This is a genomic window from Dietzia papillomatosis NBRC 105045 (assembly GCF_001570845.1).
In the GTDB taxonomy this organism is placed as follows: Bacteria; Actinomycetota; Actinomycetes; order Mycobacteriales; family Mycobacteriaceae; genus Dietzia; species Dietzia cinnamea.
Map to the genome: position 1 here is coordinate 34,279 of NZ_BCSL01000028.1, position 15,020 is coordinate 49,298.

The 15,020-nt window shown below is 72.3% G+C and carries 13 protein-coding genes; 8 read left to right on the forward strand and 5 right to left on the reverse strand.

Annotation, left to right across the window (positions count from 1 at the left end; genetic code table 11):
• The first annotated feature begins 6 nt into the window (after nt 1-6).
• From DPA01S_RS10965 to DPA01S_RS10975, 3 genes are read left to right on the forward strand one after another with little or no spacing between them, the layout of a single operon-like run.
• A complete protein-coding gene (locus tag DPA01S_RS10965; protein WP_083961770.1) occupies nt 7-1,011 on the forward strand; it encodes an ABC transporter substrate-binding protein in 1,005 nt (334 codons plus the stop codon).
• Complete coding sequence (locus DPA01S_RS10970; RefSeq protein WP_061916191.1) at nt 1,012-2,640, forward strand: ABC transporter permease; 1,629 nt, start codon at nt 1,012-1,014, stop codon at nt 2,638-2,640.
• Nucleotides 2,633-3,700 (forward strand): ABC transporter ATP-binding protein, encoded by a 1,068-nt coding sequence (locus tag DPA01S_RS10975; RefSeq protein WP_061916194.1) that lies wholly within the window; start codon nt 2,633-2,635, stop codon nt 3,698-3,700. The genes DPA01S_RS10970 and DPA01S_RS10975 overlap by 8 nt, the downstream gene beginning before the upstream one ends.
• 54 nt (nt 3,701-3,754) lie before the next feature.
• On the opposite strand, the gene DPA01S_RS10980 is transcribed toward DPA01S_RS10975, so the two are convergent.
• Nucleotides 3,755-4,588 carry an SDR family NAD(P)-dependent oxidoreductase gene (locus tag DPA01S_RS10980; RefSeq protein ID WP_232303108.1) on the reverse strand — a complete coding sequence of 278 codons (834 nt, stop codon included), beginning with the start codon at nt 4,586-4,588 and terminating at the stop codon, nt 3,755-3,757.
• Entirely contained in the window at nt 4,585-6,150 is a 1,566-nt protein-coding gene (locus DPA01S_RS10985) for a flavin-containing monooxygenase (protein WP_061916200.1), read from the reverse strand. The genes DPA01S_RS10980 and DPA01S_RS10985 overlap by 4 nt, the downstream gene beginning before the upstream one ends.
• Nucleotides 6,151-6,240: 90 nt before the next feature.
• Here DPA01S_RS10985 and DPA01S_RS10990 point away from each other — a divergent pair, with 90 nt between their 5' ends.
• From DPA01S_RS10990 to DPA01S_RS11005, 4 genes are all read left to right on the forward strand, one after another.
• The gene (locus DPA01S_RS10990) at nt 6,241-7,269 is read left to right on the forward strand and encodes an AraC family transcriptional regulator (RefSeq protein ID WP_061916203.1); all 1,029 of its coding nucleotides are present in this window, start codon (nt 6,241-6,243) and stop codon (nt 7,267-7,269) included.
• Complete coding sequence (locus DPA01S_RS10995; RefSeq protein WP_153038721.1) at nt 7,266-7,919, forward strand: TetR/AcrR family transcriptional regulator; 654 nt, start codon at nt 7,266-7,268, stop codon at nt 7,917-7,919. Before DPA01S_RS10990 ends, DPA01S_RS10995 begins: the two co-directional genes overlap by 4 nt.
• Before the next feature lie 166 nt (nt 7,920-8,085).
• The gene (locus tag DPA01S_RS11000) at nt 8,086-9,081 is read left to right on the forward strand and encodes an AurF N-oxygenase family protein (protein ID WP_061228143.1); all 996 of its coding nucleotides are present in this window, start codon (nt 8,086-8,088) and stop codon (nt 9,079-9,081) included.
• Nucleotides 9,082-9,111: 30 nt separating this feature from the next.
• A complete protein-coding gene (locus tag DPA01S_RS11005; protein ID WP_061916206.1) occupies nt 9,112-10,770 on the forward strand; it encodes an FAD-dependent oxidoreductase in 1,659 nt (552 codons plus the stop codon).
• Here DPA01S_RS11005 and DPA01S_RS11010 read toward each other — a convergent pair.
• Together DPA01S_RS11010 and DPA01S_RS11015 are read right to left on the reverse strand one after the other, a co-directional pair.
• Entirely contained in the window at nt 10,742-11,578 is an 837-nt protein-coding gene (locus DPA01S_RS11010; protein WP_061916209.1) for a hypothetical protein, read from the reverse strand. The genes DPA01S_RS11005 and DPA01S_RS11010 overlap by 29 nt on opposite strands.
• 139 nt (nt 11,579-11,717) lie before the next feature.
• The gene (locus DPA01S_RS11015) at nt 11,718-13,163 is read right to left on the reverse strand and encodes a protein adenylyltransferase SelO (RefSeq protein ID WP_061916212.1); all 1,446 of its coding nucleotides are present in this window, start codon (nt 13,161-13,163) and stop codon (nt 11,718-11,720) included.
• Between the two features lie 357 nt (nt 13,164-13,520).
• On the opposite strand from DPA01S_RS11015, the gene DPA01S_RS11020 reads away from it, so the two are divergent.
• Complete coding sequence (locus DPA01S_RS11020; RefSeq protein ID WP_232303109.1) at nt 13,521-14,471, forward strand: dihydrodipicolinate synthase family protein; 951 nt, start codon at nt 13,521-13,523, stop codon at nt 14,469-14,471.
• A gap of 173 nt (nt 14,472-14,644) precedes the next feature.
• Here DPA01S_RS11020 and DPA01S_RS11025 read toward each other — a convergent pair whose 3' ends face one another.
• Nucleotides 14,645-14,902 (reverse strand): HPr family phosphocarrier protein, encoded by a 258-nt coding sequence (locus DPA01S_RS11025; RefSeq protein WP_007629212.1) that lies wholly within the window; start codon nt 14,900-14,902, stop codon nt 14,645-14,647.
• Nucleotides 14,903-15,020: the final 118 nt, after the last annotated feature.

Consider the following 15,020-nt stretch of genomic DNA (forward strand, 5'->3'; position numbering starts at 1 on the left):
GCGTCGGTGGCGGTCTTCGCCGCCGGGGCCCTCGGACTCGCGGGGTGTTCCGAACCCGCCGCCCCCGGATCCGGCGAGGGCACCACGTCCTCGGAGGCCTCCGGCGAGGTGACCCTCTACACCTCGGAGCCGCAGGCCAAGATCGACCAGATCATCGCCGCGTTCAACGAGGAGCAGCCGGACATCGAGGTGAAGGTCTTCCGCGCCGGCACCGGCGACCTCAAGGCGCGCATCGAGGCCGAGAAGACCACCGGCGGGGTCGCCGCGGACATCCTGCTCGCCGCCGACGTGCCCACCTTCGAGGACTACAAGGACCAGGACCTCTTCCAGGAGTTCGAGCCCAGCGAGGCCGACGCCCTGTCCGACGTGGCGATCGACCCCGACGGGTTCTACGTCGGCACCCGCATCATCCCCACCGTGATCGCCTACAACACCGACGAGATCACCGAGCCGCCGACCTCGTGGGCCGAGCTCACCGAGCCCGGGTACGCCGACCGGATCATCCTGCCCAACCCGGACGTCTCCGGCGCGGCCGCATTCAACGCCGCGGCGTGGAGCCTGCAGCCGGACCTGGGCGAGGAGTGGATCGAACAGCTCGGCGCCAACAACCCGCAGGTCGCGGAGTCCAACGGGCCCGTCTCGCAGGCCGTCGCCGAGGGCTCCCGGCCCGTCGGGATCGTGGTGGATTACCTCGTCCGCGACCTCGCCTCCCAGGGCTCGCCCATCGCCGTGAGCTATCCCGATGAGGGCGTCCCCTACATCACCCAGCCCGGTGCCGTGTTCGCCGACGCACCCAACCCCGAGGCCGCCAAGCTCTTCCTCGACTTCCTCGTCTCCAAGAAGGGCCAGGAGCTCGCCGTCGACCAGAACTACCTTCCGGTGCGCGAGGACGCCGGAAGCCCCGAGGGCGCCCCCGCGCTGGGCGACATCGCCCTCTTCGACCAGGACCTCGAGGCGATCGCCGCCTCCCGCGACGACGCCGTGGCCGCCTTCAACGCGGCCGTCAGGTAGGTGACGCTCCCCCTCAGGCTGGCCCTGTGGGCGTCCCTCGCGGGCGTCATGGTGCTGCCCCTGGCCCTGGTCGTCTCGCTGGCGCTGGGGGCCAACCACCTTCCCGAACTCATCGACCAGGGTCTGCTCACGGCCACCGCCAACAGCCTCGTCAGCTCTCTGCTCTCGGCGGTCGGGGCCGTCATCATCGGCACGCTGATGGCGTTCGGCCTCGACCGCACCGACCTGCCGGGCCGCGGGGCGCTGCGCCTGCTGCTGCTCACGCCTCTGTTCATACCGCCCTTCATCGGGGCCATCGCCTGGAGCGGCCTGCTCACCGACGGCGGACTCCTCGACCGACTGATCGGGTTCGCGCCCTGGAACTTCTACGGCGGGCCCGGCGTCATCTTCCTGCTCACCCTGCACGCCTACCCCATGGCGTACTTCGTCGTCGCGGCCGCGCTGCGACGCATCCCCGCAGAACTCGAGGAGGCCTCCCGCCTCTCCGGTGCCCGCCCGACGCGCACCCATCTCGACGTCACCCTGCCCCTCATCCGGCCCGCCATGGCGGCGGCGTTCACTTTGACCTTCGTCAGCGGGATCGGCGACTTCGGTATCCCCGTGATCGTGGGTCTGCCCGCCGGGTTCGAGACGCTGTCGACGATGGTCTACCGGTTCCTCGAATCCGGATCCGTGGCCTCACCACTGCAGACCGTCTCCCAGATCGGGGTGGTGTTGCTTCTGATCGGTGTCCTGGGCACGCTGCTCGACCGGCAGGTCACCAAGGGGTCGGTCGAGTTCGGCGGCACCGGACGGCCCGCCGCGCCCCAGGCCCTCGGCCGGTCTCGGCTGCCCCTGGCGGTGATCGCGTGGACCGTCAGCGTCCTCGTCACCCTCGCCCCGCTCGTCGGCCTGGCGGTCCGGGCCCTCCTCCCCGCACCGGGCGTGCCCCTCACCCTGGAGACCGCGACCCTGGACAACTTCCGGCGGGCGCTGACCGCCTCCACCACGATCGACGGAGTCACCAACTCCGTCGTCCTCGCGCTCGGAGCGGCGCTCATCTGCGGCGTCCTCGGACTACTCGTCGGACTGTTCACCACCCGCCTGGCCGGACCCGACCGCGAACCGCTCCTCATGTCGGTGCTGCTGCCGCAGGCCGTCCCCGGCCTCGTGATCGCCACGGGGTGGCTCATCCTCGGCCGCTACACCGGGCTGTTCAACACCCGCTGGGTCATCCTCGGTGCGTACGTCACCGCCTTCACCGCGATCGTGGTGCAGACCGTCCGCGGCCCACTGGCGGGGATCCACTCGTCGATGGAGGAGGCCGCCCGCATCGGCGGTGCCAGGGCTCTACGCTCGCGGATCGACACGAGCGTGCGCATGGCCCTGCCCGCCGCCGGGATCGGCTCGGTCATGGTCGCCGTCACCGCGGTGCGGGAGCTCACACTCTCCGTCCTACTCGTGGCCCCGGGAACCCAGACGCTCGGCGTGGTGATCTTCCAGTACCAGCGGGCCGGGGACTACAACGCCTCCTCCGCCCTGTCCGTGGTGCTCATGGCGGTGGGCCTGCTCGTCCTGGCCGCCTTCGGCGCCCGCTACACCCGACCCGGCACCGGGTCCGACGCCGCATCCGGGAGGATCCGTGCCTGAACTCGACGCCCGCGGCGTCAGCGTCCGCTTCGGCGAGACCGTCGCCCTCGAGAACCTCGATGTCCACGTGGACTCGGGCCGGATCCTCGCCCTCGTGGGCCCGTCCGGCTCGGGCAAGTCCACCTTCCTCCGCGCCGTCGCCGGGTTCGAACGCCCCTCGGCGGGCACGATCCGGGTCGGCGACCGCACCCTCGTCGGCGACGGGATACACCTCCCGCCCGAGGAACGCGGGCTCGGCATGGTCTTCCAGCACCACGCCGTGTGGCCCCACCTCAGCGTGGCGGACAACGTCGCCTACCCGCTGCGCCGTGCGAAGGTGCCGGCCGCACGCCGACGCGCGCTCGTCGCCGAGGCGCTCGAGACCGTCGAGTTGGGCGAGCTCGCCCGGCGGCGGCCCGACACCCTGTCCGGTGGGCAGCGTCAGCGGGTCTCGCTCGCCCGGGCCGTCGTCGCGCGACCGGGCGTCCTGCTGCTCGACGAGGCCCTGTCCGCGCTCGACGAGCCGCTGCGCGCCTCGCTCCGGCTGGTCCTGCGCCGACTCGCCGCCGAACACGACCTCACGATGGTCCACGTCACCCACGACCGCGGCGAGGCACTCGCGCTCGGCGACGAGGTGGCCGTGCTGCACCGGGGACGACTCGTGCAGTGCGACGTGCCCGACCGGCTGGACGCCGCTCCGAACAGCGCGTTCGTCGCCGGGTTCCTGCACGACGCCACCCTCGTCGACGGGACGGTCGACGGCGACGGGTTCCGCTCCGACGACGGGGGCATCACGCTCGGTGCCGACGTCCTCACCGGGCCCGCCGGCACGGTGACCGGCCCCGCCACCCTCGCCCTGCTCCCCGGCGGACTCGAGCTCGCCGCGCCCGAAAGGGCTCCGGGACGCATCGGCGCGGAGTTCGTCACCTCCCTCTACGGTCGTAGCGGGAAAACGGTCATCTGCCGCCACGGCGACACCGAGCTCAGGGTCCTGGCCCCGGCCGGGACCGCGGTGCCAGGCCGGGTCGGCGAGCCCGTCGGCGTCGACGTCCGGCGCGGCTTCGTCTACCCGAGGAACTGATCCCGGCGCGAGCGCAGCCGCCGCACCAGTCTCGGCGCGCGGCCCGCCGGGGTGTCAGCCCTGGCGCGCCACCGCCCGGCCGATGAGGCGCGTCGAGGCGAGGAACGGCACGCGGCTGAAGCGCTTGGAGTACCAGAAGAACGTGGCCAGGGCGTCGGGCGTGATGACCACCCGGCGGGCCTCGATGCCGCGCACCGACCGCCGGGCGATGATCTCCGACGTCAGGTGCGTCCGCGTGAGAAGCTTCCGCGCCATCTCGTCCGCCTTCGGGTCGTCGCCGGAGAGCGAGTCGGCCAGGCCCGAGCGGAAGAACTGGGGGCAGATCACCGACGTGGAGACCCCGCGCGGCCGGAGCTCGGCGTCGAGGGTCTCCCCCAGCGCGACCGCGGCCGCCTTGGTCGCGTTGTAGGCCCCCATCTTCGGCGCGTGGACGAGCCCCGCCGCCGAGGCGGTGATGACCAGGCGCCCGCCCCGGCCGAGCTTCGGCGCGAGCGCGCGACAACCCCGCACGACGCCGAGCAGGTTGATGTCCACGATCCGCTGCCACGACTCCATGGACGTGGTCTCGAGGGATCCGCCGACCGCGATGCCCGCGTTGTTGACCAGGATGTCCAGTGAGTCGATGTCCTCGGCAGCCGACGCCCAGTCGGCGTCGGAGGTGACGTCCAGGCGGCGGTACGTCCACCGCCCGGGCAGCCCCTGCACGGCGGGGGGCGGGTCGGCGTGAACGTCGGTGAGGATCACCTCGTCGCCGAGCGCCAGATACTCCCGGGACAGCGCCAGGCCCAGCCCTGAGGCCGCCCCGGTGATGAGCACGCGTCTGCCCGGCCCGTCGGAGGCGGGCCGCCCGGACAGTCCGGCACTCCGGCGTGGAAGGAAACGGGTCATGATCGGGCCACCTCGTCGTCGTCGCTCATCTCGGTCACCTCACGCACGGCGGCACCACCGGTGCCCGGCGCGCGGCGGGCGCCGGTCAGGACCACGTCCTCCCCGAACGCCATCTCCCGGCGCTGGTCACCGAACGCGAGCTCGGGGATCTCCACCAGGAAGTTCTGCACGTAGCGCCACGGCCGCGCGGCGCCCTGCTTGGGGAACAGGTGGCCGTCGCGCCGGATGTAGCCGGCGTCGAAGTCCAGCAGGAGTTGATCGGCCGGGCCGTCGGGCATTCGCGGCGCGTAGACCTCCTCACCGGACCCCCACAGGCGGACCATGTAGCGCGAGACCAGGTCCGCGCGCAGGGTCCACGACGAGTTGATGTAGCCCACGGTGAAACTGACGTTGGGCACGCCCGCCAGCATCATGCCGCGGTACGTGGCCAGCGACGGGACGTCGAGCGGCTCGCCGTCGATGCTCAGCGTGCCGCCCCCGAAGACCTGCAGCCGCAGGCCCGTCGCGGTGATGATGACGTCCGCGTCGACGTGCTCGCCCGTGGTGAGGCGGATGCCGCTCTCGGTGAACCGGTCGATGTGCCCGGTCACCACCCGCGCGGCGCCACGGCGCATGACGCGGAAGATGTCACCGTCGGGGGCCTTGCACACGCGCTGGTCCCACGGCCGGTACGGCGGCGTGAAATGCCGGTCGATCTCCTCCGCCGGCAGGTAGCGTCGCTGCATCACCCGCAGCGCCGCCTTGAACAACCACGGCAGGCGCTGCGCGATCACGAACTGCGCGGTGTCGCGCGCGCCGTGGTTGAGGCGGGCCACCCGGTGGTCCCACGGCGCCGGCAGCAACCGCCTCCACACCGCGCTGATGACGTCCTTCCCGGGCAGCGGGCCGATGTAGCTCGGGGTGCGCTGCAGCATCGTCACGTCCGCGCCGAGCTCCGCCAGCGCCGGGACCAGCGTCACCGCGGTAGCGCCCGAGCCGATCACCACGAACCGTCGGCCGGCGTAGTCGAGGTCCTCCGGCCACTGCTGCGGGTGGATGATCTGCCCGCGGAAGTCCTCCTCGCCGGGGAACTCCGGGCGGAATCCCTCGGAGTGCGAGTAGTAGCCGGAGCCGAAGTGCACGCGGCGGGCCCACACGATACGCTCGCCGTCGTCGTTCCGGCAGGTCACCCGGTACAGCTGCACGTCGCTCCGCCAGTCGGCGTCCGCGACCCACGAGCCCAGGTGGAGACGGTCGAGCGCGCCGGCCTCGCGGGCGGTGTCGCGGATGTACTCCTTGATGTCCTCGCCGTTGCCGAGCGTCGAGTCGTGGGGCCAGGGCCGGAAGGGGAAGCCGAAGGTCGCCATGTCCGAGTCCGAGCGGATGCCCGGGTAGCGGAAGGTGTGCCAGGTCCCGCCCAGGTCGTCGTGGACGTCGTGGATCTCCCAGCGCCAGTCGGGGAAGGCGCGGTGGACGTGGTGGGCCAGGTCGATCCCCGACATCCCCGCCCCGACGATGAGCAGGTCCAGCGGGTCGGCGGGCTCGGTGCCCGGCCCGTCCGGGAGGTGGGTGCTACCAGTCATGCCACGTACCGTAACCGCCCGCAGCGAGCGATGGTTTCCGTAACGCGCCAACAAGTTGCTCTTTCGCGCCACGTCGCCCAGAGTGCTCCCATGGCGTTCATCCGATCCGCAGGACTGCGGGGCGTCCGCGCCGTCGTGACCGGGCTCGGCGGCGACGCCGACGACCTCGCGCGGCGATCCGGCCTGCCCCACGGCGCCCTGGACAGCGACGAGATGCTGGTCGAGGACCTGGCGATCGCGCTCCTGCTGGAGACCGCGGCCGCCGAACTCGGATGCCCCGACCTCGGTCTGCGCGTGGCCGAACACCAGGACCTCGACATGCTCGGCCCTGTCGCGGTGGTCGTGAAGAACGCGCGCACCACCACCGAGGCGCTCGAGATGACCTCCAAGTACCTGTTCTTCCACTCGAGGTCGATCGAGATCACCGTCGTCCCCGATCCGCGCGGTGAGCCGGACGTGCTGGGCGTGCGGTTCGGCTACCGGGACCCCGCCCAGCTCATCCCGCCCCAGGCCGTCGACCTCGTGCTGCTCTTCCTGCACCGGGCCATGCGCACCGTGCTCGGCGGCGACTACGGGTTGCTCTCCGTCGAGCTCCCAGGCCCGCTCAACACCCACGCCGCGCAGTACGAGGCCCTCTTCGGCGCGCCGGTCACGCCGTCGACCCCGTCCGCCGTCCTGCGCGTGCCGTCCGACCTTCTGGGCCGGGAGATCTCGGGCGGCGACGACGCCGTGCAACAGCTGGCGCTGCGGTACCTCGAGCAGCACGTGCCCACCGACCGCCGGAGCCTGACCGACCGGACCCGCGCGGCGCTCCAGCAGTCCCTCGACGCCGGCGCCTCGTCCCTGGCGCGGATCGCCGGGCTGCTGTCCATGTCACCCCGCTCGCTGCAGCGCGGCCTGGCGGGCGAGGGCACGAGCTTCTCCGCGGTCCGCGACGAGGTCCGTCGTGAGGTCGCCGCGCGGCTGCTCACCACCACGGAGATCCCGCTGTACCAGATCGCCTCGGCCCTCGACCTCGGCGACGCGACCACTTTCAGCCAGTACGCGCGCCGGTGGTGGGGCATGACCGCGCGCGAGGTCCGGCACGGCCGCGGCGGGGTGGGACAATCGACCCCATGAGCGAGAACCCGTCGTCCGACCCCCTGGCGATGCTCCGTTCCGGACGCGGACTGCCGGACGCCGTCGAGGTCGACGACCCGATCCGCGAACAGCTCCTCGACGCGGCCGCCGCGCAGTTCGAGAGTGTCGGGATCGCCCGGTCGACGATGAACGACATCACCCGGCGGGCGGGCCTGGCGCGGATGACCCTGTACCGCAGGTTCGCCAACAAGCAGGAACTCGTCGAGGCGACGCTCCTGCGGGAGGCGTCGTGGTTCCTCGCGGACCTGCAGCAGGAGCTCGACGCGCACGAGTCCATCGAGGACAAACTCACCGAGGGCTTCGCGTTCACTGTGCAGACGCTCCGCGACCACGACCTGCTCAACCGCCTCCTCGAGACCGAGCCCGAGGCGACGGTCCCCCACTTCACCGTCCAGGGCGCGCCGCTCATCACCGCCGCCGCTCACTTCCTCGCCGCGGAGATCAGCCGCGCCGCCCCCGAGCCGCGCAGCGACGAAGAGGTGCTGGTCGTGGCCGAACTGACCGCCCGACTGGTCGTCTCCTTCGTCCTCACGCCGTCGACGACCATCGACCTCGACGACCCCACCGTCGCGCGGGGCTTCGCCCGGAACCACCTCGGCCCCCTCCTCGGTGCGCACCCGCAGCGCTGATCCCGCGCGGTGCGCGCCGGCAGAGCTGACAATCCCCCCATGACTGCTTGACGAATCGACGGCCTGTGTCTAGCGTCAGGGACAAATAGATCGCGGATGTCTCTCTGTCTCATCCGCTGGATTCCACGCCTCCCGACCCGCCGGGTCGGTGACCGGAAGGAAGATCATGTCCGCAGCCGCACCCGCACCCGCCCCCACGACGAGCACAGACGAGTACGAGGACACGCTCCGCCGCCTGTCGCACGCCTCCGTGCACCGCAGCTTCGACCCGTTCAAGGACATCGCCTGGGACCACCCTGACTTCTCCGTGGACCCCACGGACGAGCGCTGGGTCCTGCCCGCCGGGCTCGATCCGCTCGGCGGTCACCCCTGGTACAAGTCCCAGCCGCTGGAGAAGCAGATCGAGATCGGGCTGTGGCGTCAGGCCAACATCATGAAGGTGGGCCTGCAGTTCGAGAACATCCTCATCCGCGGGATCATGCAGTACGTCTTCACGGCCGAGAACGGCTCCGCGGAATTCCGGTACCTCACCCACGAGGCCACCGAGGAATGCCACCACACGCAGATGTTCCAGCAGGGCGTCAACCAGATCGGGGCGGACGTCCCTGGCATGCCGCGCTGGCTGCGGCGACTCTCACCGCTCCTCCCGCTGGCCGCCGGTCGCTTCCCGGTCGCCTTCTTCATCGCCGTACTGGCCGGCGAGGAGCCGATCGACCACACGCAGAAGCAGGTCCTGCGCAACTCGGACTCGCTGCCGCCGGTGCTGTCGCGGATCATGGAGATCCACATCGCCGAGGAGGCGCGCCACATCTCGTTCGCGCACACCTACGTCGCGCGCAACGCCCCCAAGCTGTCCCGCCGGGACGCGTACCTCGTCTCCCTGGCGTTCCCGGTGATCATGCGGGTGCTGTGCGACGCGATCCTCAAGCCGACCCGCGAGTTCCGGGAGACCTTCGACATCCCCGACGAGGTGGTCCGCGAACTCTACTGGGACAACCCCGAGTCGCGGCGGTTCCTGTCCGACCTCTTCGGTGACGTCCGGATGCTGGCCGAGGAGTCTGGACTGATGAACCGGACGTCCCGCCGGCTGTGGAAGGCCCTGAAGATCGACGGACGACCCTCGCGGTACCGGGGCGAACCACCCGTGGCGTTCCGCGACTGACCACACCCCCTCCCGGACAGGCGCCCACCCATGCCCCACGTCATCACCCAGGCCTGCTGTGCCGACGCCTCCTGCGTCCACGCGTGCCCGGTCAACTGCATCCACCCGACGCCCGACGAGCCGGATTTCGCCACGGCGGAGATGCTCTACATCGACCCGGTGTCCTGCGTGGACTGCGGGGCGTGCGTGGGGGCGTGCCCGGTCGGGGCGATCGTGCCGCACACCGAGCTGGCCCCGGAGCAGCGCGCCTTCCTGCAGATCAACGCCGACCTGACCGGTGACGACCGCCCTTCCCGGCCGCAGGCGCGCGTCCCCACGCTCGTGCGCCTCGGCCCCACGCGCACGGCCGTGCGGGTGGCCGTGGTGGGTGCCGGCCCGGCCGCGCTGTACGCCGCCGACGAGCTGCTCCGCCAGCCCGGGGTGGAGGTGACGGTGTTCGAGCGCCTGCCCGTGCCGCACGGCCTGGCCCGGCACGGGGTGGCGCCCGACCACACCAGCACGCGCGCGGTCGCCGACCTGTTCCGGGCGATCGAAGACCAGCCCGGGTTCGGGTACCGCCTCGGGGTGCACGTCGGCGAGGACGTCACGGCCGCGGAACTGGCGGCCCATCATCACGCGGTGGTGTACGCGACCGGCGCCGGCACGGACCGCCCGCTGGACATCCCCGGCACCGATCTGCCCGGGAGCACGTCGGCCACGGAAGTGGTGGCCTGGTACAACGACCACCCCGACCACGCGGACGCCCACGTCCCGCTGGACCACGAGCGCGCGGTGATCGTCGGCAACGGCAACGTGGCCCTCGACGTCGCGCGCATCCTCGCCACCGACCCGGAGCGGCTCGCCGACACCTCCATCGCCCGCCACGCCCTCGAGGCGCTGCGAAACAGCCGGGTCCGCGAGGTCGTGGTGCTCGGCCGCCGCGGCCCGGAGCACGCCGCGTTCACGCTGCCCGAGCTGGTCGGACTCGCCGCGCGGGACGACATCGACCTGCGCGTCGACGCCCCGGACGGCATCGACCCCGACGCCGCGACCACCCGCCAGGGTCGGCTGAAGGCGGAGTACCTGGCCCGCATCGCGGCCCGCCCCGCCGGAGAGGCCGTGCCCGCGGACGGCACCAGCGGCCCCGGCGTCACCGCCGCCACCGGCGACACCGGCGACACCGGGCGCCGCCGGATCGTCCTGCGATTCCAGACCGCCCCGGTCGAGGTCGTGGGCACGGAGCGGGCCGAGGGCCTGCGCGTGGTGCGCACGGACCTCGTCGGCGGCGAGACGGGCCGGGTCCGCGCCGTGCCCCGGCCCGGTTCGGAGGAGACGATCCCGGCGGGTCTCGTGCTGGGTTCGGTCGGCTACCGCGGGGTCGAGGTGCCGGGCGTGCCGTTCGACCCGGACACCGCGACGATCCCCAGCCGCGAGGGCCGCGTCCTCGACGCCGTCGGCGGCAGCGTCGTCCCCGGCCTGTACGTCGTGGGCTGGATCAAGCGCGGCCCGCGCGGGTTCCTCGGCACCAACAAGACGTGCGCGCGGGAGACCGTGAACTCACTGCTCGCCGACGCCAACGGGGGGCTGCTCCCCACGCCCCGGTCCGCGGCGGCGTTCGAGGAATTGCTCCGCGACCGCGGGCGGAGCCCGGCAGGCGCCGCGGGCCGCAGCCGGCCGTTCGCTACGCCATCCCGGGTGAGTACCCGCTGAGCTGCGGCCGCGCACCGTGGGACCAGCCGCCGCCCTCGCGGACGTGCGCCTCGACGCGGTCGACAATGGCCGCGCCGAGCCGCGCCAGCGGGGACGCCCCGCCCTCACCGGACTCGTACAGAGCCGCGTACTCACGTTCCCGATAGGTCGCCAGGACGGCCACGGCGGCGTCGAGTCTGCGCAGGAGCTGCGGCGACCACTGCGCGGGCTGCTGCGCCAGCTTGAGTCGGGCGGCCAGGCGCGGCCGGGTGTCCGGCAGGTCCTCGAGCAGCTCGTCGTAGACCTGGTCGGGGGCCAGGGTGGAGGCGCGGACGACGCCCTTCAGGAGGCGGTCCGGGAGCACGCCGCTCAGCGGGTCCCCCGGCACGGACACCCACAGGGTGCGGTCGGGGATCGGGCCGCGTCGTGGGCCGGCCACGCCCTGCCCGCCGGGGTCCGGGGTGCCGTCGAGCCAGCGGTCACACGGCCGGTGAGGGTCGCCGATCATCCCGACGGCCACCACGCGGTCGAGGTCTTCCGGGTGGGCGTCCATCCAGTCGTAGATGACGCGCGTTCCGCTGCAGACCCCGATGAGCACGAGGGGGTCCGACGGATGCAGGCGCACGAGCCGGCTGACGTCGGCCACGCCGGCGGCGGCCGCGGATTCCCAGGTGTGGGACCGTCGCGGGTTCACCTTCCCAGGGGTGGGCCACTGCACCCTGACGGCTTCCCGGGCACCTGTCCACTCCGCCAGGTTGTCGACGAACTGTCCGAGTATCCGCGAGGGCTGCCGGTAGCCGCCGTCGCTGTCCGCGATGAATATCCGCACTGTATGACCCCCAGGGTGCCCCACCGGCGCTCCACGAGATTGATGAACCGACCTCAGTGTCGTACGGAAGGCTGACCAACGGCGGGGTCACGAAGTAAATGTTTCCTGTCAAGACGCCTGTACGGTAATGAGATCCGGCTCAGGTTCCGCAGTAGGTGACGTGCTTCGCGGCGTCCGGAGGGGCCGGTTGTGCGTAGCGCTCGCGCCCCGGGCGCTCGGTGTAGGGATCGGTGACGACGACGAGGAGTTCCTCGAACGGTCCCATGTCCCCTGCCGTGGCCGCGTCGAGGGCCTCTTCGACGAGGTGGTTGCGCGGGATGTACAGCGGATTGGCACGGGCCATCGATCCCTGGTCGGGTCCGAGGGCCCGCCACGTCGAGAGCCAGCCCTCCGCCAGGGTGCCGACGTGCTCGCGGACCGGCGCGGTGTCCCCGGCCGCGGCCGCACCGAGGGCGTGGAAGAAGCCGGTGTGGTCGGGCCGGGTCGCGTTGAGGAGCCGGGACAGCTCCTCGATCAGGTCGTCCGCCTCGGCGTCCGGGACCTCGGCCGACAGTCCCAGCTTGTCCCGCATCCCGGCCGTCCACGCCTGCTGGTACCTCTCCGGGGAGGTGTTGAGGACCTCCGTGAGCAGGCGGACCGCCTCCTCCGGGTCCGGATCGATGAGCGGCACGAGAGTCTCGGCGAAGCGGGCGAGGTTCCACTGCAGCACCGGCGGTTGGTTGGCGTAGGCGTAGCGGCCACCGGTGTCGATCGAGCTGAACACGGTCGCCGGGTCGAAGGTGTCCATGAACGCGCACGGCCCGTAGTCGATGGTCTCGCCGGAGATGGTCGTGTTGTCGGTGTTCATGACGCCGTGGATGAACCCGAGCAGCATCCAGCGCGCCACGAGGTCGGCCTGGGTGCCGACGACGGAGGTGAACAGCTCCAGGTACGGGTTTTCCGCGTCCGCGGCGTGCGGGTGGTGCCGGGCGATGGCGTGGTCGGCCAGCCGACGCAACAGCTCGCCGTCGTCGGTCGACCGCGCGAACTGGAACGTCCCCACCCTCAGGTGGCTCGCGGCGACCCGCGCCAGCACCGCGCCGGGCAACGGCGTCTCGCGGTACACGGTGTTGCCCGTCGCCACCACGGCGAGTGAGCGGGTGGTGGGCACGCCGAGGGCGTGCATCGCCTCGCTGATGAGGTACTCGCGCAGCATGGGTCCCACAGCGGCCAGGCCGTCGCCACCGCGCGCGAAGGGGGTCCTGCCCGAGCCCTTGAGGTGCAGGTCGCGACCGTCGGGCAGCTCGCCGAGCAGCAGCGCGCGGCCGTCGCCCAAACGCGGCGAGTATCCGCCGAACTGGTGGCCCGCGTACGCCTGGGCGAAGGGCGTGGCGCCGTCCGGCACGTGGTTACCGGTGAACAGGCGCACCCCTTCCTCACCGCGCAGGTACTCCGAGTCCAGTCCCAGCTCGGCGGCCAGCGGCTCGTTGAGTGCGAGGAGTCGCGGATCCGGCGCCTCGGCCGCCTTCCACGGCACCCCGAGCTCGGGGAACTCGGTGGCGTACCGGGAACCGAGGGAGACGGGCGATGCTGCCTGCGGGGTCATACCCCGACGGTACGTCCGTGTGCGGTTCCGCGTCAGGCCAGAAGGACTGGGAGCCGCCGTCGATGGCTGAGCGGGACCGGGCTCGGCGGCGACGGACCCCACACACGCCGGGCTCCCCGAGCACGCCGGCCCGCTCGCCGACGCCGCCCGTCACGACGTCACCTGTCGACTGCTGCCCGGAAACCCTGCCGTCGGGCGCCGCCATCAGGGGATCGACACGTCCCGCGACCCTCTAGAGTCAGGTCACCACAACGACGAAGGAGGCCCGGCATGGGACCTGCTCGGTGCGCTCAACCAGACCGTCGCCGAGTGCTGCGACGAGGTGCACCCAGTGGTGTGCGGACGGGTGCTGAGGCTGTGACCGCCGACCGGGCCGGGGCGGCGCGCGCGGCCGCGGAGGCGGTCGGCGCGGGCGTGACCACCGGCCTGAGCGCGTTCCCCCTCACCCCGCTGCGCGACGACCGTGTCGACGAGCACGCATACGCGGGGATCGTCGAGCGGCTGGCGCGCGCCGGGATCGACTCGATCGGCGCCCTGGGCTCGACCGGCTCGTACGCCTACCTCGACCGGGCCGAGCGGCGCCGCGTGGCCGAGCTGACCGTTCGGCACGCGGGCGGAACCCCGGTGATCGTCGGCATCAGCGCGCTGCGCACCTCCCACGCGCGGGCGCTCGCCCACGACGCGCAGGCGGCCGGCGCCGCCGCGGTCATGCTCGCCCCCATGAGCTACCAGCCGCTCACCGCCGACGACGTGGTGGGCTTGTACACCGACGTCGCGACCGAGCTGTCCGTCCCGATGGTGGTCTACGACAACCCCGGCACCACCCGGTTCGACTTCACGCCCGAGCTCTACGCTCGTCTGACTGAGCTTCCCGCGGTCGCGTCGATCAAGATCCCACCGCCCCCGCCCGCCGCCGAGGCCGCGCGCGACCACATCGCGCGGCTCCGGGAGGCCGTGCCCGCGCGCGTCGGGTTGGGGGTCTCCGGCGATCCCTCGGCCGCCGCGGCGCTCCTCGGTGGCTGCGACTGCTGGTACTCCGTCCTCGCCGGCACCCTGCCCGGACCTGCCCTCCAGATCGCCCGCTCGGCGCTGGCGGGCGACAGCGGGGAGGCCTTCGCCGCGTCGGACCGGCTCGCCTTACTGTGGGACCTGTTCGTCCGGCACGGGAGCCTGCGGGTGGTGGCGGCGGTCGCCGAACTGCTCGGACTGGCTCCGGGGCATTGCCTGCCCCGGCCACTTCTGGGTCTGCGGGGACGTGACCGGGCCGAGGTGGAGACCGTCCTCACCGCACTGTCGCTCGCGAAATAACGACAGGTTCACCCCGGCGGGCTCATACTTGAGCCGTCCCCTCGCCGGAGGTCGCCTGGGTCCGGCGCCGGGCCCTCGTCCTCATCGAGAAGACGGTTTCGCACGTCGCCTCTCGGGCGATACGGGCGGAACCGTCTTCTCGACGCTCAGCGCCGGGCGGGCGCAGCGCCGACTCAGTCGGCGTCGAGGTCCTGCTCGATGAGGGCGGCGATCTCGGCGACGGCGTCGGCGTCGTCGCCGCTCACCGTGACCTCGGCGCCCTTCTCCGCGCCGAGCGCCATGATGAGCATCGCGGAAGCGGCGTCGGCCTCCTCGCCGTCGAAGGTGATCTCGATGTCCGTGTCGTACTTCTCGGCGGCCTCGGCGATGATGCCGGCCGGGCGGGCGTGCAGGCCCTCGGCCGATCCGACGATGACGGTGGTACTGGCCATGGTGTCTCCTCCTGTGGGGTGGGTGGCGGGGGCGCGGGGGTCGGGCCTTGCCGCCATCGTGCAGGGTGGGCGGTCAGGCCGCGACCGGCTCGGCCGCGGCGGCCGGCGCCACTGCCGG

Bases quoted from the DNA above. Each gene is read 5' to 3' on its own strand.
- DPA01S_RS10980 (WP_232303108.1), bottom strand. From the start codon at position 4,588: ATGACCCGTTTCCTTCCACGCCGGAGTGCCGGACTGTCCGGGCGGCCC.
- DPA01S_RS10985 (WP_061916200.1), bottom strand. From the start codon at position 6,150: ATGACTGGTAGCACCCACCTCCCGGACGGGCCGGGCACCGAGCCCGCC.
- DPA01S_RS10990 (WP_061916203.1), top strand. From the start codon at position 6,241: ATGGCGTTCATCCGATCCGCAGGACTGCGGGGCGTCCGCGCCGTCGTG.
- DPA01S_RS10995 (WP_153038721.1), top strand. From the start codon at position 7,266: ATGAGCGAGAACCCGTCGTCCGACCCCCTGGCGATGCTCCGTTCCGGA.
- DPA01S_RS11000 (WP_061228143.1), top strand. From the start codon at position 8,086: ATGTCCGCAGCCGCACCCGCACCCGCCCCCACGACGAGCACAGACGAG.
- DPA01S_RS11005 (WP_061916206.1), top strand. From the start codon at position 9,112: ATGCCCCACGTCATCACCCAGGCCTGCTGTGCCGACGCCTCCTGCGTC.
- DPA01S_RS11015 (WP_061916212.1), bottom strand. From the start codon at position 13,163: ATGACCCCGCAGGCAGCATCGCCCGTCTCCCTCGGTTCCCGGTACGCC.
- DPA01S_RS11025 (WP_007629212.1), bottom strand. From the start codon at position 14,902: ATGGCCAGTACCACCGTCATCGTCGGATCGGCCGAGGGCCTGCACGCC.